This is a genomic window from Streptomyces sp. NPDC102514, assembly GCF_055584525.1.
This window is the reverse complement of the sequence record NZ_JBVJLW010000020.1, coordinates 124,951-140,890: the sequence shown is the minus strand read 5'-3', so window position 1 is coordinate 140,890 and position 15,940 is coordinate 124,951. Positions and strand designations below refer to the sequence as shown.

The following is a 15,940-nucleotide window of genomic DNA, read 5'->3' as shown; positions in this document are numbered from 1 at the left end:
ACCAGACGCGCCAGGCGCCTGTGGGGCCGGCTGAGCCGAGGGTTGTGCGGACGTCCGCGCACGGTGAACTCCCTGGGTGGGGGACGGGATTTCCCCCTGAGGTCGCCACCGGCGCCGCTGCGGTTGCCCGCCGTGACCGCCGCGTTCCGCTCAGCCCCACACCACCAGGACCGCGGCCCACACCAGCGCGAGTACGACGGCCAACGGCCAGAGCGGGCGCCCTCGTTCGGGGGTGGTGCTCTCGCCGGTGGGGCGCAGCGCCGGGTCCTCGCGCATGGCCGACAACTCGGCCGCCAGCGCGTCGTACGGATGGACCAGGCCGCGCCGGCGCTCGAACCACGCCCAGCGCGGCGCCGCGACCGACCAGTCGTCGCCCCGCCAGCGCAGCTTCAGCTCGAAGGACCGGCGGCGTACGGAGCGGATGTCGTCCCAGGGCACGTGCCGGGGGCCGCGCAGCCCGGTGACCCACAGGCCCGAGCGGTCCGCGGTGATGCGCCAGGCGAGTTTCACGGGGACGCGGGCGGCTCCGTAGAGACCGAGTGCCGCGGCCAGACCCAGCTTCCAGGAGGGCAGTTCGGCCTCGGTGAAGCCGGCCCAGGTGAGCCAGACGCCCCACTGCACCAGCAGCGCGGCGGCCACCCAGTCCAGCCAGCCCGCACGCCAGCGGCGCACCGGCGCGGGCGCGCGGTCCACGACCGACTCCCTTGCCTGCCGCTCCAGTTGACGGTTCTGCTCCTCGCGGGCCTTCTCCCTGGCGATGCGCCGCACACCGGCGCTCGGCGACAACGGGCGGACCGGGCCCGCCGACCACTCCGTCAGCGGCGGCTGGTCCGGGTCCTCGTCGGCGCTGAGCACCACGACCTCGGCGCCGTCGAAGGGCGCCCCGAAGAGGACGGCCTCGCGGACCGGCCCGGGGACGTCGTCGTCGACGGCGTCGAGGAGCCGCTCCAGTTCTTCGGCCCCGGCCCCGGCATCGGGACCGTCCGTCCCGTCCTCGTCCTCGCCCTCGTCGTCCTCGTCGGATTCGCCGTCGTACGAGGTCAGTTCCACCGTGAACAGGGGCCGCAGCGCCGCGAGGTCGTCCGCCGCGTACACCTCCGTGGTGCCCTGCGCGTCGTCGCGTACCAGGACACGCAGTACGGGTGCGGGGGCCCGGCGCAGTGCGACGGCCCGGTGGCGGCCGAGCCACGCCGAGACCAGGGCGGTCAGGCCGAGCCCCGTCAGATAGAAGGCCATGACCCAGGAACCGCGCTGGTCGTCGACCGTGCCCCACAGATGCGCGGTGACACCGGTGAGGACACCGAGCACCAGCACCACCAGGCCGAGCGGGAGCAGGAAACGGCCGCGCCGCACCGGGGCCCGCCCGTCGGGGACCTGTGCCGTGCCGTCCCCTGCGGCCTCCAGCGCCTGTTCCAGCTGCGCGCCGCGGGCCCGCAGGCGTACGGCGACGGCGGCCCAGGAGGCCACCACGACGAACGCCCCGACGGCGGTCACCGCCCACGGCAGGGACGATGCCTGCACCGCGAGCCCCAGGAGCAGCGCGGGCGCTCCGGCCCAGACGAGTTCGGGGCGCGCGAGCACCCACAGGACGTACACCGCGAAGCCCGCCGCGACGAACGGCCACAGCCCGCCGAGCATCGCGGCCCAGGCGCCCGCGCAGAGCGCGAGGGTGGTCACGGCTCCGGCGATCGACCGGCGCACCCGCAGGAACGTCCAGCGCGACGGCAGCGCGGCCGACCAGTTCGCCGCCCGGCCCGCCGTCCAGTCCCGGCAGTCGGCGGGTATCGCGGCCACGGGCAGTCGCAGCGGCTCGTCGTACGACACATGCACTCCTGGATCGCGTGGAAACGCCGGTGCCGACACCGGCGCGGGCACCGGTGGTGACAGTAGCGAGCGAAACGACCCGCCCAGGCCGGCGGACGTCCCGGCGCCCGATGCGGGTGCCGCCCTCTCGTACGGGCGGGCGTGGCCATCCGCCTCAAGCGGGCTCGCTCGGAGTGCGGCGGGGTGACGCCGACGGGCGTGGGGTGGTGTGGGGTGGCGGTGGGGTGGTGTGCGGGATCAGGCCACTGACAGGAGGATCGCCAGCAGGACCGCTCCGGCCGCCGCGGGCGCCACGACCTCGTAGGCCCAGCGCACCGAGACATCGCCCTGGGCCTGCGGGTCCTTGCCGTGCGCCTCGACCAGTTCGCGCAGCTCGTCGATGATCTGGTCGCCCTGCGCGCGTACGGGGCCGGTGGCCACGGGGGTGGGGTGCGGGGCCTGCCGGGGCTGGCCGAGACGGCCGCGACCGCCGGCCGCGCCGCCGCGGGCCTCCTTGCGGGCCGCCCGGTTGCGGGCCCGGAGGGAGACCGGTACCGCCCAGACCTGGTACTTGGCGCCGGTCGTGTCGAGCACCTCGTTCGAGTAGCCGGACCGGAACGCCTCGACCGTTCCCCAGGGCAGCGTGATCACCCGGAAGGGGTTACGGACACGCATGCGCTGCTCGTTCGCGTAGACCGCGGGGCGCAGGGTGAAGGCGGCGACCAGCGGGACCAGCAGGAGCAGGGTGGCCAGCGCGACCCAGGGGGTGCGGCCCTCGCCCGTGACCAGGGCGTCGATACCGAGCCAGGCCGCGATGCCGAGCAGCAGCGCGCCGCCGGCGACACCGGAGGGGGACCGGTAGACCCTGTCCTTGAACTGGGGTTCCGGGGTGTCCGGTGCGGGTGGCTGATGGTCCGGGGTCGTCATACCCCGATTCTGCCTGACCCCTCCGAGGGGCTTCGCTCCGCGGGTGTCGGCGCTGCCGCCTGGGGGTCTGCGGGGGTGGCCCGCGCCCCGTACGTCCGTCGCCGGCTGCGGCCCGGTGGGGGGTGGCCGCGCAGTTCCCCGCGCCCCTGACGGGGCCCCAGCCAGGGGCGCGGGGAACTGCGCGAGCAACCCCCACCGGACCCGCAGACGACGACATCCCCGAGCAGGGCCCCGCAGGGAGGCGCGGGTCAGCCCCCACACCGTCTCAGGGGGTGTACAGCCGCTACGCGCGTAGATATGCTCGGGTGGTGACCATGCCCACCACTGCCCCCACCGCAGCCCACGCATTCACGGACGTGACCGCGTCAGACAGCACACTGCGCCGCTTCCTCCACGGGCTGCCCGGCGTCGACACGGTCGGCCTGGAGGCGCGCGCCGCCGCGCTCGGCACCCGTTCCATCAAGACGACCGCGAAGGCGTACGCCATCGACCTCGCCATCTCGATGGTCGACCTGACGACGCTGGAGGGTGCGGACACCCCCGGCAAGGTCCGGGCGCTCGGCGCGAAGGCCGTGCACCCGGACCCCACGGACCGCACCGCCCCGACGACCGCCGCCGTCTGCGTCTACCCCGACATGGTGGCCGCCGCGAAGGAGGCCGTCGCCGGCTCCGGCGTGCTGGTCGCCTCCGTAGCGACCGCCTTCCCCGCCGGCCGCGCCGCGCTGGACGTGAAGCTGGCCGACGTGCGGGACGCAGTCGCGGCGGGCGCCGACGAGATCGACATGGTCATCGACCGCGGCGCGTTCCTCGCGGGCAGGTACCTGAAGGTGTACGACGAGATCGTCGCCGTGAAGGAGGCCTCGGGCGCCGCCCGCCTGAAGGTCATCTTCGAGACCGGCGAGCTGTCGACGTACGACAACATCCGGCGCGCGAGCTGGCTCGGCATGCTGGCGGGCGCGGACTTCATCAAGACGTCGACGGGCAAGGTCGCCGTCAACGCGACGCCCGCGAACACCCTCCTGATGCTGGAGGCCGTGCGCGACTTCCGTGCGCAGACCGGGGTCCAGATCGGAGTGAAGCCCGCCGGCGGCATCCGCACCACGAAGGACGCCGTCAAGTTCCTGGTGCTGGTCAACGAGACCGCGGGCGCGGACTGGCTGGACAACCACTGGTTCCGCTTCGGCGCGTCCTCTCTCCTCAACGACCTGCTGATGCAGCGCCAGAAACTGGCCACCGGCCGCTACTCCGGCCCCGACTACGTGACGGTGGACTGATCACCATGACCATCGAGAAGCGGTCATCCGCATTCGAGTACGCACCCGCGCCCGAGTCCCGCTCCGTCGTCGACATCGCGCCCTCGTACGGCCTGTTCATCGACGGCGAGTTCACCGAGGCCGCCGACGGCAAGGTCTTCAAGACCGTCAGCCCGAGCACCGAAGAGGTCCTGTCCGAGGTCGCCCGGGCGGGCGAGGCGGACGTCGAGCGTGCGGTCGGGGCCGCCCGCAGGGCTTTCGGGAAGTGGTCCGCGCTGCCCGGCTCCGAGCGCGCCAAGTACCTCTTCCGTATCGCCCGGATCATCCAGGAGCGCAGCCGCGAACTGGCCGTCCTGGAGACGCTGGACAACGGAAAGCCCATCAAGGAGACGAGGGACGCCGACCTCCCCCTTGTGGCGGCGCACTTCTTCTACTACGCGGGCTGGGCCGACAAGCTCGACCACGCCGGCTTCGGTGCGAACCCGCGTCCGCTGGGCGTCGCCGGCCAGGTCATCCCCTGGAACTTCCCGCTCCTGATGCTGGCCTGGAAGATCGCCCCGGCCCTCGCGACGGGCAACACGGTGGTGCTGAAGCCCGCCGAGACGACCCCCCTGTCCGCCCTGTTCTTCGCGGACATCTGCCGCCAGGCGGGCCTGCCCAGGGGCGTCGTCAACATCCTTCCGGGATACGGCGACACGGGCGCGGCGCTCGTCGAGCACCCGGACGTGAACAAGGTGGCCTTCACGGGCTCCACCGCCGTCGGCAAGGCCATCGCCCGCCAGGTGGCGGGCACGGACAAGAAGGTCACGCTCGAACTGGGCGGCAAGGGCGCGAACATCGTCTTCGACGACGCGCCGATCGACCAGGCCGTCGAGGGCATCGTCACGGGCATCTTCTTCAACCAGGGCCAGGTCTGCTGCGCGGGCTCCCGGCTGCTGGTCCAGGAGTCGATCCACGACGAGCTGCTGGACTCCCTCAAGCGCAGGCTCTCGACGCTGCGTCTGGGCGACCCGCTCGACAAGAACACCGACATCGGCGCGATCAACAGCGCCGAGCAGCTCGCCCGGATCTCCTCGCTCGTCGAGCAGGGCGAGGCGGAGGGCGCCGAGCGCTGGTCGCCGTCCTGCGAACTGCCTTCCTCGGGCTACTGGTTCGCCCCGACGCTCTTCACGAACGTCACCCAGGCGCACACCGTCGCCCGCGACGAGATCTTCGGCCCGGTCCTGTCCGTCCTCACGTTCCGCACCCCGGACGAGGCGGTCGCGAAGGCCAACAACAGCCAGTACGGACTCTCGGCGGGCATCTGGACCGAGAAGGGTTCCCGGATCCTCGCGGTCGCGAGCAAGCTGCGCGCGGGCGTCATCTGGTCCAACACGTTCAACAAGTTCGATCCGACCTCGCCGTTCGGCGGCTACAAGGAGTCGGGCTACGGCCGCGAGGGCGGTCGCCACGGCCTGGAGGCGTACCTCGATGTCTGACAAGCCGAAGAACACCGAGAAGGCCAAGCAGGCCGAACAGGCCGCGCCGCAGCGCCTGAGCGTCTTCAAGACCTACAAGCTGTACGTCGGCGGGAAGTTCCCGCGTTCCGAGAGCGGCCGGGTGTACGAGGTGACGGACTCGAAGGGCACGTGGCTGGCCAACGCGCCGCGCGCGAGCCGCAAGGACGCCCGTGACGCGGTCGTCGCCGCCCGCAAGGCGTTCGGCGGCTGGTCCGGCGCGACCGCGTACAACCGCGGCCAGGTCCTCTACCGCGTCGCGGAGATGCTGGAGGGCCGCAGGGACCAGTTCGTACGGGAGGTCGCGGACGCGGAGGGTCTCTCGAAGTCCAAGGCGGCTCTCCAGGTGGACGCGGCGATCGACCGCTGGGTCTGGTACGCGGGCTGGACCGACAAGATCGCCCAGGTCGTCGGCGGCGGGAACCCGGTGGCGGGCCCCTTCTTCAACCTCTCGTCCCCCGAGCCGACGGGTGTCGTGACGGTCCTCGCCCCGCAGGAGTCGTCGTTCCTCGGGCTGGTCTCCGTGCTCGCCCCGGTGATCGCGACCGGCAACACGGCGGTCGTGATCGCGAGCGAGAAGTCCCCGCTCCCCGCACTGTCGCTGGGCGAGGTCCTGGCGACCTCGGACGTCCCGGGCGGCGTGGTGAACCTCCTCACCGGCGGTACGGCGGAGATCGCGGCCCCGCTCGCCGCCCACCAGGACGTCAACGCGATCGACCTGGCCGGCGCCGACGAGGAACTCGCGAAGGAACTGGAGATCGCGGCGGCCGACAACCTCAAGCGCGTGGTCCGTCCACAGCCTGTGGATTACTTCGCCGCGCCCGGCACCGACCGCCTCACGGCGTTCCTGGAGACGAAGACGGTCTGGCACCCCACGGGGGCGCTGGGCGCGTCGGGCTCGTCCTACTGAGGCGACGCCCCACCGGGCCGGTGTCCGGCCCGCCCGAGCGGGAGAGCCGCGCATCCCCACCGTCCGGGGGAGGCGCGGCTCTCTCTCGCCCGCCGAGGGGCTCGTGGACGCTCGTGGTTCAGGCGCCCAGCAGGGTCGTCACCTGGCCCACCACCGGGACGCTGCCCAGCGACTGGGCCTGCGCGATCGGCGCGGTCAGCATGGTCGTCGCCATCGGCGGGAAGTCGGCGATCTGCGTGCCGAGCCCGTTGTCGAGCGGGTCGACGCCCGTGCCCGCCAGCGGGTTGGGCTTCAGGCCCGCGACCGGACCGGTCACGTAACCGACCGTCCCGGTCAGTGCCTGCAGTCCGGCCTGCGGGTCGACGGTGCCCAGCGAGGTCGGGCGCGTACGGATCACGTCCACCACGGGGTCGGTGTCCGCGACCGCCGCGGTCGCACCGGCGCCGACCGCGATCCCCGCGGTGGTGAGGGCCAGCAACGCGCGCCGGGCGGTCGGGTTCTGGTAGGCCGTGTGTCGTGCCATCGCTGCTGCCACCTTCTGATGCGTTGAGTAATCAGGTCGACACGTAGGGTAGTTGAGGGGTGACGTGCGTTCCAAAGGCGACCCGCGGGCTCGGCCGGGAGCGCATGATGCCGCACACTGGTGTCTCGTGAGTTCTCCTCTCCCGAATTCCCCGGCAACCGCACGTGTCGTACTGCTGTGCGGCCCCTCCGGCTCCGGCAAGTCCCTTCTCGCGGCCCGCTCCGGCCTTCCGGTGCTGCGGCTCGACGACTTCTACAAGGAGGGCCACGACCCGACGCTGCCGCAGGTGGCGGGGAGTTCGGACATCGACTGGGACCATCCGCTGTCCTGGGACGCGGACGCGGCCGTCGCGGCGATCGCGGAGCTGTGCGGGACGGGGCGTACGAGCGTTCCCGTGTACGACATTTCGCTGAGCGCGCGCACGGGTGCCGAGGTCGTCGACTTCGAGGGGACCCCGGTCTTCATCGCCGAGGGCATCTTCGCGGCGGAGATAGTGGAGCGGTGCCGGGAGGCGGGGGTGCTGGCCGACGCGCTCTGTCTGAGCCGGGGGGCCGTGACGACGTTCCGGCGGCGGTTCCTGCGGGATCTTCGTGAGGGCCGGAAGTCCGTGGCGTTCCTTCTCCGGCGGGGGTGGCGGCTGATGCGGGACGAGCGGGCGATCGTGTCGCGGCAGACCTCGCTCGGCGCGTACGCGTGTGATCGCGACGAGGCGCTTGATCGGCTCGCGTCCGCCTCCCGCTCCGCGGCGTCTCGCTCCGCGACGGAGGTTGCGGGTGACGTGCGGGTGAGTGGGGGCTGAGCTCGCGCAGTTCCCCGCGCCCCTTAAAGGCAAAGGATTGCGCCGTTCCCCGCGCCCCTGAAAAGCGAAAGACTGCGCCCTTCCCCTCGCCCCTCAAGAGCGAAAGATTGCGCCGTTCCCCGCGCCCCCTAAAAGCAAAAAAGCAGCGGGACCGGTTGGGCCCCCCGGCCCCTCCGGTCCCGCTGCTCTTTCTGTTCCCCCGCGTGCTCCCCCGTGGTCCCCCCGGACCCCGTTGGTTCCCCTCGGTGTTGCTCCCCGTTGTTCCCCCGAGCCGTCCGTCGCCTCCCCCGAAGTGACGGACCGCCCCTTGTCGTCCGCCACCTCCCCCCGGAGTTGCGGACTTCCCCCGTAACCGTTCGTCACCTCCCCCGAAGTGACGAACTTCTTGTGCTGCCCGACGCCTCCCCCCGGAGTGACGGACAACCCCCCTCAGCCTTCAGGCGACGAGCTCCCCGAAGGACTCCTCCTCGTCACGGCCGAAGCTGAGGACGTCGTCCTCGCGCAGCCGGCGGAGCGACCGCCAGATGCTGGACTTCACCGTGCCGACACTGATGTCGAGGATCTCCGCGATCTCCGGGTCCGTGCGGCCCTCGTAGTAGCGGAGGACCAGCATGGTGCGCTGGAGTTCCGGAAGCCGGGCGAGCGCCTGCCACAGGACCGCGCGCAGCTCCGTGCCGCGCATCGCATCCGTGTCGCCGGCCGTCTCCGGCAGCTCCTCGGTCGGATATTCGTTCAGCTTGCGGCGGCGCCACGCGCTGATGTGCAGATTGGTCATCGTGCGGCGGAGGTAGCCCCCGACCGCGGCCTTGTCACTGATGCGGTCCCACGCCCGGTACGTCGAGAAGAGGGCGCTCTGCAGCAGGTCCTCGGCCTCGAAACGGTCACCGGTCAGGTGGTAGGCGGTCGCGTACAGGGAGGCGCGGCGCTCCTGGACGTAGGCGGTGAACTCCGCCTCCGACACCGAGTGCCGCTCCCCCGTGACCTCCCCGTACGCCGCCCCCGTACCCCCGTGGGCGACCCCCGTGCCGCTTCCCCCCGTGTGTGCGTCAACCACCGTCATGTACGACCCGGTGTGCTGACGCCCGGTGCCGCGAGCGCACCCCCGCCCGCTCACGGCACCGGACTTCTCGGTGCTCCTCGTGACGTCGTGGAGCCGCGTGACAACTGCGCCAGTGTTGGTGCTGTGCAGCGTGTTCATCTCGCGCCCCCCGTCGTGGAGTTCCGGTTCTCCGGTACTTCGTCTGCTTCGTGGCCGACCGTGTCGCCGGCTTCGCTGCGGTGCTTCCGTGCTTGTGACCAAAAGCTTGCCGGGGCCACTTCATGACGGTGTCCCCCGACTGTCACAGACCTGTCACAGGGGTCGGTCCTCGATTTCCCACAGACCGATCACAGAGAAGCGCCGTACGGCTACTCATCCGGCACACTCGGCACGCCTCGGCCACGCACTCGTACGCGGGACATGTGTGGGAGCGCTCCAACAGTCGATACCCGCCCACGTCATGGGACAGAATGACGTCCGTGCCTTCCCTGTTGCTGATCGAGGACGACGACGCCATCCGGACGGCCCTGGAGCTCTCGCTGACGCGCCAGGGACACCGGGTGGCCACCGCTGCCACCGGCGAGGACGGTCTGAAGCTGTTGCGCGAGCAACGGCCCGATCTGATCGTTCTCGACGTGATGCTGCCCGGCATCGACGGATTCGAGGTGTGCCGCCGTATCCGGCGTACGGACCAGTTGCCGATCATCCTGCTGACCGCGCGCAGCGATGACATCGACGTCGTGGTCGGGCTGGAGTCCGGCGCCGACGACTACGTGGTCAAACCGGTGCAGGGGCGGGTGCTCGACGCCCGGATCCGGGCCGTGCTGCGCCGCGGCGAGCGTGAGGCGAACGACTCGGCGACCTTCGGTTCGCTGGTGATCGACCGCGCCGCGATGACCGTGACGAAGAACGGCGAGGACCTGCAGCTGACGCCCACCGAGCTGCGGCTGCTGCTCGAACTGAGCCGGCGGCCCGGCCAGGCCCTGTCCCGGCAGCAGCTGCTGCGGCTGGTGTGGGAGCACGACTACCTCGGCGACTCGCGGCTCGTCGACGCGTGTGTGCAGCGGCTGCGCGCCAAGGTGGAGGACGTGCCGTCCTCGCCGACCCTGATCCGTACCGTGCGCGGCGTCGGCTACCGGCTGGACAATCCTCAGTGACCAAACCGCAGGACAAGCTCCGTGGCTGGGCGGCGGCCCGTCGGACGGTCATGGCGGGGCTGCGCTTCACCAGCCTTCGGCTGCGGCTGGTCGTGGTGTTCGGGCTCGTCGCGCTGACCGCCGCCGTGTCGGCGTCCGGGATCGCGTACTGGCTCAACCGCGAGGCGGTGCTCACCCGTACGCAGGACGCGGTGCTCGGCGACTTCCAGCAGGCGATGCAGACCCGCGCCAGCACGCTGCGGCAGCACCCCACGCAGGGTGAACTGCAGCGCGCCGCGGGGCAGATGGCGAACAGCAGCCAGCGCTTCAGTGTGCTGCTGATCGCCGAGGACGAGAACGGCACGGCCGTCCGCGGCAACTCCGACCTGGACACCTTCACGCTGGAGGACGTACCGCAGTCCCTCCAGAAGGCGGTGAACAAGGAACAGAAGATCTCCTCGCACAACAAGTACGCGTACCACCTGTACTGGCAGCGGACCGTGCAGGGCGACAAGCCGTATCTGGTGGGCGGTGCCAAGGTGATCGGCGGCGGGCCGACCGGGTACATGCTCAAGTCGCTTGAGCCGGAGGCCAAGGACCTCAACTCGCTCGCCTGGTCGCTGGGGATCGCGACCGGGCTCGCGCTGATCGGCTCGGCGCTGCTCGCGCAGGCCGCCGCGACGACCGTGCTGAAGCCGGTGCACCGGCTGGGGACCGCCGCCCGGCGGCTCGGCGAGGGCAAGCTCGACACCCGGCTGCGGGTGTCCGGGACGGACGAACTCGCCGATCTGTCACGGACGTTCAACCGGACGGCGGAGTCGCTGGAGAAACGGGTCGCGGACATGAGCGCCCGTGACGAGGCGTCCCGGCGGTTCGTGGCGGACATGTCGCACGAGCTGCGGACACCGCTGACCGCGATCACCGCGGTGACCGAGGTGCTGGAGGAGGAGCTCGACGCCGAGACCGGCAGCGTCGACCCGATGATCGAGCCCGCCGTACGGCTCGTCGTCAGCGAGACCCGGCGGCTGAACAACCTCGTGGAGAACCTGATGGAGGTCACCCGCTTCGACGCGGGCACCGCCCGGCTCGTCTCCGACACCGTCGACATCGCCGACCAGATCACCGCGTGCATCGACGTACGCGCCTGGCTGGACGCGGTCGAACTGGACGCCCCGCGCGGCATCATGGCGCACGTCGACCCGCGCCGCCTGGACGTCATCATGGCGAACCTCATCGGCAACGCCCTCAAGCACGGCGGTTCCCCGGTGCGCGTGTGCGTGCGCGAGGAGGGCGCCGACCTGGTCATCGCGGTGCGGGACCACGGCCCCGGCATCCCCGAGGACGTCCTGCCGCACGTCTTCGACCGCTTCTACAAGGCGAGCGCCTCCCGGCCGCGCTCCGAGGGCAGCGGCCTGGGCCTGTCCATCGCCCTGGAGAACGCCCACATCCACGGCGGCGAGATCACCGCCGCGAACTCGCCCAAGGGCGGCGCGGTCTTCACCCTGCGCCTGCCGCTCGACTCCTCCGAGCCGAAGGATCCCGAGGACGACGGGGACCACGGCGACCCGGCGGCCGAGGACGCGCACCGGGCCGACGCCGACCGCACCGAGGGGGGCGTGTGATGCCCGTACGACAGGACACGCCGGACACGCGGGACGCACAGGGCATACGCGCCCCGCGTGCGCCGCGTACGCCGCGTACGCCGCCTGTGACACGAGCCCTGCGCGCGGCCCGAGCGCTCCGTACCGTCCGAGCGGCCCGCGCTGTCCGTGCGGTCCGTCCGGCCCTCGCCGTGCCGCTGCTGGCCATGGCTCTGGCGCTGGCCGGGTGCGGGATCCGGGCGACGGAGGTGCCGACCGACTTCGGGCCCGCGCCCTCCCGGGTGCCGTGCGCGCTCACCGGACCCGACATCGGTACGCAGTCCTCGCGCGGCATCCTCGTGCAGGTCTTCCTCGTCTGCTCCTCCCAGCTCGCGCCCGTCGACCGGACCGTACGCATCGGGGCGGGTCCCGCCGAGACGGACCGGGTACGCGCCGCGCAGGCCCTCCTCGACGAGCTCTCCCAGTCCCCCTCGGACGCCGAGAAGCAGGCGAACTACTCCACGACCGTGCCCAAGGGCCTCACCGTGGCCGGCCCGCAGCGCACCGACCCGGGCGACGCGCTCCGGCTGAGCACGGCACCCGCGGACCTGACCCCGTACGCGCTGGCACAGATCATCTGCACCTTCAGCGACTCCGAGGCCGCCTCCGACGACGGCACGGTGACCCTGGGCGGCCCCGGCGACGACGCCTCACGGCGCTACGAGTGCACGGAGGCCGTGCGTACGCGGCCGGGCACGGAGACCCCGCCCTCCACGCGGACCGACAGGGCCTGAGCCCTTCCCGTACCGCGGGCGGGGGGGCTTTCCGGGGCTTTCCGGGGTTGTCCTGAGGCGGTCGGCCGGAGCCCGTCTGTGGCGCACGCCTCACCCGTGCGGACCAAGCGCCGCCGTCACACGGAACCGATCCTGCCGGTGGTCGCGTCCTTGGGGTCGTGCAGCGTCAAGGCTTGAACGGCGGAACCGCCGTGAACCGCGTCCGTGTGACGGGAGGTCTCCTCCTCGTCGCACATCTCGCGCTTGTCGCCTGGGTCACGCTGCGGCCCCTGGACGTCCCCTGGGTGAGCGCCGCGAACCTGCGGCCGTTCGCCGGCATCAGGGCCGATCTGGCGATGGGCCCCGGGGCGGCGGCCCACGCCATCGGCAAGGGTCTGCTGCTGCTCGCCCCGCTCGGGGTGCTGCTGCCCCTCACGGGCGGCCGGCTTGCCGTCTCCCCGCTGCTGTCCCTGCTGCGGACGGTCGCCGCGGGCGCGCTGCTGTCGCTGGGCATCGAGCTCCTGCAGACCGGGGTGCCCGGCCAGGTCGTCGACGTGGACTCGCTGCTGCTGAACACCGTGGGTGTGGCACTGGCCCATCTCGCCTTCGTGCCCGCCGGGCGGGCCGCGCTGCGCCGCCGGGCCGTGCTGCGGCGCAAGGCCGCCGCGCTGCGCCGCAGGGAAGCGGTGGAGGAGTCGACTCAGGGTCTGACCCCGACGATTCCCAGGGTCGGTATCGCTCCATAGAGTGACGCCCGTGACTCTTCGTATCCGTACTGTGGATGTCAGACGGGGCGACCGCACCGGAAGCCCCGCACCCATCGGACGACGCTCACGAAGGAGTCGCAATGAACCGCCTTGCCCGCCCGACCGACGGCCGGATGATCGGCGGAGTGTGCGCCGCGCTGGCTCGGCGCTTCGGCACCTCCGCGACCACGATGCGCGTGATCTTCCTGGTCTCCTGTCTGCTGCCCGGCCCGCAGTTCCTGCTCTACATAGCCCTGTGGATCCTCTTCCCCGCAGAGGGCAAGGCGACCCGCACGGCCTGGTGACGCGTACCTGAGCATGCCGATGGGGCGCACCCGAGCGGGGGTGCGCCCCATCGGCGCGTACGAAGGCGGTGCGGGCCGGGTTCAGCCCAGCGGGATGCCGTTGACCGGCGCGCCGTGGGTGGGCAGGCCCTGGATGGGCAGTCCGCCGAGCAGACCGGCGACGGGCGCGGCAGGACCTTCGGCGAGGAGGTTCGCGACGGCCGGCTGGGCGGCGGTGACAGCACTGCCGAGCGCGTTCTGGCCCTGGGTGACCGCTTCGCCCGTGCCGGGCAGGGCCGAGGCGAGGCCGTCGACCGGCAGCGTGCTGGTGGCGTTGCCGAGCGCCGGGACCTCGGGGAGCGCGGGAGCGGCGTTGGCGGCGCCGGCTCCGGCGGCGGCGAAGGCGGCACCGAGAGCGGCGACACCGAGGGTCTTGGCAGCAGACTGCTTCATCTTCGTCCTTGCATGCTGTGACGGGGATTCGAGCGGTCCGAAACGGTAATCACGTGCGAGCGCGCCCCGCAAACATCGAAAAGCGGCCGAGTCGTCATCACCCGGCCGCTTCCCGTCCTTCGACTTCAGCCCTCGTCGCGCACAGAACCGCTGGTGGAGGCGGTCTGCTGGAACAGCCATTCGGACTTCAGCTCGGCATAACCGGGCTTGATCACGTCATTGATCATGGCCAGTCGTTCATCGAAAGGAATGAATGCTGATTTCATCGCATTGACTGTGAACCACTGCATGTCGTCGAGCGCATAACCGAAAGCGTCGACCAGGTGCTCGAATTCCCGGCTCATGCTGGTGCCGGACATCAGACGGTTGTCGGTGTTCACGGTCGCCCGGAAGTGCAGCCGCCGCAGCAGCCCGATGGGGTGCTCGGCGTACGAGTCGGCGGCGCCCGTCTGGAGATTGGAACTGGGGCACAGCTCCAGCGGCACCCGCTTGTCGCGTACGTACGAGGCGAGGCGGCCCAGTTTCACCGTGCCGTCGTCCTGCACCTGGATGTCGTCGATGATGCGCACGCCGTGGCCCAGCCGGTCGGCGCCGCACCACTGGAGCGCCTGCCAGATGGAGGGCAGCCCGAAGGCCTCGCCCGCGTGGATCGTGAAGTGGTTGTTCTCCCGCTTCAGATACTCGAAGGCGTCCAGGTGACGGGTGGGCGGGAAGCCCGCCTCGGCGCCCGCGATGTCGAAGCCGACGACGCCCAAGTCCCGGTAGCGGTTGGCCAGTTCGGCGATCTCCAGGGCGCGGGCCGCGTGCCGCATGGCGGTGAGCAGGGCGCCGACGCGAATGCGGTGGCCGTTCTCGCGGGCCAGCCGTTCGCCCTGGCGGAAGCCCTCGTTGACGGCCTCGACGACCTCTTCGAGGGTGAGCCCGGCTTCGAGGTGCTGCTCGGGCGCGTACCGCACCTCGGCGTAGACGACGCCGTCCTCGGCGAGGTCCTCGGCGCACTCGGCGGCGACGCGCACCAGCGCCTCGCGGGTCTGCATGACGGCGCAGGTGTGCGCGAAGGTCTCCAGGTACCGCTCCAGCGAACCGGAGTCGGCGGCTTCGCGGAACCAGATGCCGAGCTTGTCGGCGTCCGTCTCCGGGAGGCCCGCGTAGCCCGCGTCACGGGCGAGGTCGACGATCGTCCCGGGGCGCAGGCCGCCGTCCAGGTGATCGTGCAGCAGGACCTTCGGCGCCCGGCGGATCTGCTCCGAGCTCGGGGTGTTCTTGGTCTGGCTCGTCATTTCCGCACTCTAACGCCTACGCGCGTAGATCTCTCCTTGCGCGGATCCGTCGATATGTAACGGTGACCGTGCGGACGGATGGCGTACACCATTACTTCTGACACTGTTTTGTCATGGCACAGCAAGCGACGCCGGTTCGCACGGCACGGCTGGGGCGGGCGCTCGGCACGGAGCCGACGGCGGTGAGCGGCGTGGTGCTGCTGCTGCCGGGCGGCAAGGAGACCTCGTCCCGCAGACCTTCACCGATGCTGGCGGCCGCGTCCGTCAGGGCGTTGGGCCGCCGGCTCACCCGCGCGGGACGCACGGAGGGGCTGGCGGTGCACGTGGTGCACTACCGGTTCCGCGGCTGGAACGGGAGCGAGGCACATCTGGCACAGGACGCCACGTGGGCCGCGGACGAGGTCGTACGGCGGTACGGGGACGTGCCCGTCTGCCTCACCGGGGTGGACATGGGCGGGCGGGCCGCCCTGCGCGCGGGCGGCCACGACGCCGTCAACTCCGTGCTCGCACTGTCCCCCTGGCTGCCCGAGGAGGATGTCGCGGCACCGCCCGAACCGGTGAAACAGCTCGCGGGGCGGCGGGTGCTGATCGTGCACGGCACCAACGACCAGCGGACCGACCCCGAGTTGTCGTTCCGGCTCGCGGCGCGGGCCAAGAAGGCGAACCGGGACATCTGCCGGTTCGAGGTGCACTCGGACCGGCACGCGCTGCACGCGTTCCGCGACGAAGTGCACGCGCTCGCCGAGGACTTCGTGATGGGGGCGCTGTTCGGGCGGGCGTTCTCACGACCCGTGGAGGACGCGCTCGCGGCCCCGCCACCACTGGGCCTGCGAATGCCACTCGCCTCCGGCTTCGGACGCTCGCTCCGACGTTAGCGCCCGCCGTGGCCGGCGGGGGGGGGGGGGCGGGGGGGGGGGGGGGGGCGCGGCGGGGGGGGG

Annotated in this window: 16 protein-coding genes; 10 read left to right on the top strand and 6 right to left on the bottom strand. The window is 71.7% G+C overall.

Translation table 11 applies throughout. The features are described from left to right. Nucleotides 1–150 precede the first annotated feature (150 nt). Together ACZ60E_RS38265 and ACZ60E_RS38260 are read right to left on the bottom strand one after the other, a co-directional pair. Nucleotides 151–1,824 (bottom strand): hypothetical protein, encoded by a 1,674-nt coding sequence (locus ACZ60E_RS38265; RefSeq protein WP_469446547.1) that lies wholly within the window; start codon nt 1,822–1,824, stop codon nt 151–153. 237 nt (nt 1,825–2,061) lie between these two features. Further along, nucleotides 2,062–2,730 (bottom strand): PH domain-containing protein, encoded by a 669-nt coding sequence (locus ACZ60E_RS38260; protein ID WP_469446546.1) that lies wholly within the window; start codon nt 2,728–2,730, stop codon nt 2,062–2,064. A 314-nt stretch (nt 2,731–3,044) separates the two neighbouring features. Here ACZ60E_RS38260 and deoC point away from each other — a divergent pair, with 314 nt between their 5' ends. Genes deoC through ACZ60E_RS38245 form a run of 3 tightly spaced genes read left to right on the top strand, consistent with a single transcriptional unit; the run spans nt 3,045 to nt 6,389 of the window. Then, nucleotides 3,045–4,004, top strand: a complete 960-nt coding sequence (gene deoC / locus ACZ60E_RS38255; RefSeq protein WP_384800100.1) for a deoxyribose-phosphate aldolase — start codon at nt 3,045–3,047, stop codon at nt 4,002–4,004. Nucleotides 4,005–4,009: 5 nt separating this feature from the next. After that, nucleotides 4,010–5,461, top strand: coding sequence for an aldehyde dehydrogenase family protein (locus ACZ60E_RS38250; RefSeq protein ID WP_469446544.1), 1,452 nt, complete (start codon nt 4,010–4,012; stop codon nt 5,459–5,461). Next, nucleotides 5,454–6,389, top strand: coding sequence for an aldehyde dehydrogenase family protein (locus tag ACZ60E_RS38245; RefSeq protein ID WP_469446542.1), 936 nt, complete (start codon nt 5,454–5,456; stop codon nt 6,387–6,389). The genes ACZ60E_RS38250 and ACZ60E_RS38245 overlap by 8 nt, the downstream gene beginning before the upstream one ends. 118 nt (nt 6,390–6,507) lie before the next feature. On the opposite strand, the gene ACZ60E_RS38240 is transcribed toward ACZ60E_RS38245, so the two are convergent. Beyond that, nucleotides 6,508–6,912: a hypothetical protein gene (locus tag ACZ60E_RS38240; protein WP_384800109.1), complete on the bottom strand. Its 405-nt coding sequence runs from the start codon at nt 6,910–6,912 to the stop codon at nt 6,508–6,510. Nucleotides 6,913–7,039: 127 nt separating this feature from the next. Between ACZ60E_RS38240 and ACZ60E_RS38235 the strand changes: the two genes are divergently transcribed. Then, nucleotides 7,040–7,711, top strand: a complete 672-nt coding sequence (locus ACZ60E_RS38235) for a uridine kinase (protein WP_469446541.1) — start codon at nt 7,040–7,042, stop codon at nt 7,709–7,711. 436 nt (nt 7,712–8,147) lie between these two features. Here ACZ60E_RS38235 and ACZ60E_RS38230 read toward each other — a convergent pair whose 3' ends face one another. Continuing rightward, a complete protein-coding gene (locus tag ACZ60E_RS38230; RefSeq protein ID WP_384800115.1) occupies nt 8,148–8,909 on the bottom strand; it encodes a SigE family RNA polymerase sigma factor in 762 nt (253 codons plus the stop codon). Between the two features lie 320 nt (nt 8,910–9,229). Between ACZ60E_RS38230 and afsQ1 the strand changes: the two genes are divergently transcribed. The 5 genes from afsQ1 (at nt 9,230) to ACZ60E_RS38205 (ending at nt 13,290) form a co-directional block, all read left to right on the top strand. Continuing rightward, on the top strand, nt 9,230–9,907 hold the full coding sequence (gene afsQ1, locus ACZ60E_RS38225) for a two-component system response regulator AfsQ1 (protein WP_099505496.1): 678 nt from the start codon (nt 9,230–9,232) through the stop codon (nt 9,905–9,907). After that, nucleotides 9,904–11,508 (top strand): ATP-binding protein, encoded by a 1,605-nt coding sequence (locus ACZ60E_RS38220; RefSeq protein ID WP_384800119.1) that lies wholly within the window; start codon nt 9,904–9,906, stop codon nt 11,506–11,508. The genes afsQ1 and ACZ60E_RS38220 overlap by 4 nt, the downstream gene beginning before the upstream one ends. 185 nt (nt 11,509–11,693) lie before the next feature. After that, entirely contained in the window at nt 11,694–12,260 is a 567-nt protein-coding gene (locus tag ACZ60E_RS38215) for a hypothetical protein (protein ID WP_469446581.1), read from the top strand. 158 nt (nt 12,261–12,418) lie between these two features. Next, the gene (locus ACZ60E_RS38210) at nt 12,419–12,985 is read left to right on the top strand and encodes a VanZ family protein (protein WP_469446538.1); all 567 of its coding nucleotides are present in this window, start codon (nt 12,419–12,421) and stop codon (nt 12,983–12,985) included. A gap of 101 nt (nt 12,986–13,086) precedes the next feature. Continuing rightward, complete coding sequence (locus ACZ60E_RS38205) at nt 13,087–13,290, top strand: PspC domain-containing protein (protein WP_107020361.1); 204 nt, start codon at nt 13,087–13,089, stop codon at nt 13,288–13,290. Between the two features lie 81 nt (nt 13,291–13,371). Here ACZ60E_RS38205 and ACZ60E_RS38200 read toward each other — a convergent pair whose 3' ends face one another. Next, nucleotides 13,372–13,722 (bottom strand): ATP-binding protein, encoded by a 351-nt coding sequence (locus tag ACZ60E_RS38200; protein ID WP_384800126.1) that lies wholly within the window; start codon nt 13,720–13,722, stop codon nt 13,372–13,374. Between the two features lie 125 nt (nt 13,723–13,847). Further along, on the bottom strand, nt 13,848–15,002 hold the full coding sequence (locus tag ACZ60E_RS38195) for an adenosine deaminase (protein WP_469446535.1): 1,155 nt from the start codon (nt 15,000–15,002) through the stop codon (nt 13,848–13,850). A gap of 113 nt (nt 15,003–15,115) precedes the next feature. Here ACZ60E_RS38195 and ACZ60E_RS38190 point away from each other — a divergent pair, with 113 nt between their 5' ends. After that, nucleotides 15,116–15,877, top strand: coding sequence for a dienelactone hydrolase family protein (locus ACZ60E_RS38190; RefSeq protein WP_469446533.1), 762 nt, complete (start codon nt 15,116–15,118; stop codon nt 15,875–15,877). Nucleotides 15,878–15,940: the final 63 nt, after the last annotated feature.

Bases quoted from the DNA above. Each gene is read 5' to 3' on its own strand.
- ACZ60E_RS38250 (WP_469446544.1), top strand. From the start codon at position 4,010: ATGACCATCGAGAAGCGGTCATCCGCATTCGAGTACGCACCCGCGCCC.
- ACZ60E_RS38190 (WP_469446533.1), top strand. From the start codon at position 15,116: ATGGCACAGCAAGCGACGCCGGTTCGCACGGCACGGCTGGGGCGGGCG.
- ACZ60E_RS38200 (WP_384800126.1), bottom strand. From the start codon at position 13,722: ATGAAGCAGTCTGCTGCCAAGACCCTCGGTGTCGCCGCTCTCGGTGCC.
- ACZ60E_RS38260 (WP_469446546.1), bottom strand. From the start codon at position 2,730: ATGACGACCCCGGACCATCAGCCACCCGCACCGGACACCCCGGAACCC.
- deoC (WP_384800100.1), top strand. From the start codon at position 3,045: ATGCCCACCACTGCCCCCACCGCAGCCCACGCATTCACGGACGTGACC.
- ACZ60E_RS38215 (WP_469446581.1), top strand. From the start codon at position 11,694: ATGGCTCTGGCGCTGGCCGGGTGCGGGATCCGGGCGACGGAGGTGCCG.
- ACZ60E_RS38230 (WP_384800115.1), bottom strand. From the start codon at position 8,909: ATGAACACGCTGCACAGCACCAACACTGGCGCAGTTGTCACGCGGCTC.
- ACZ60E_RS38195 (WP_469446535.1), bottom strand. From the start codon at position 15,002: ATGACGAGCCAGACCAAGAACACCCCGAGCTCGGAGCAGATCCGCCGG.
- ACZ60E_RS38240 (WP_384800109.1), bottom strand. From the start codon at position 6,912: ATGGCACGACACACGGCCTACCAGAACCCGACCGCCCGGCGCGCGTTG.
- ACZ60E_RS38205 (WP_107020361.1), top strand. From the start codon at position 13,087: ATGAACCGCCTTGCCCGCCCGACCGACGGCCGGATGATCGGCGGAGTG.
- ACZ60E_RS38245 (WP_469446542.1), top strand. From the start codon at position 5,454: ATGTCTGACAAGCCGAAGAACACCGAGAAGGCCAAGCAGGCCGAACAG.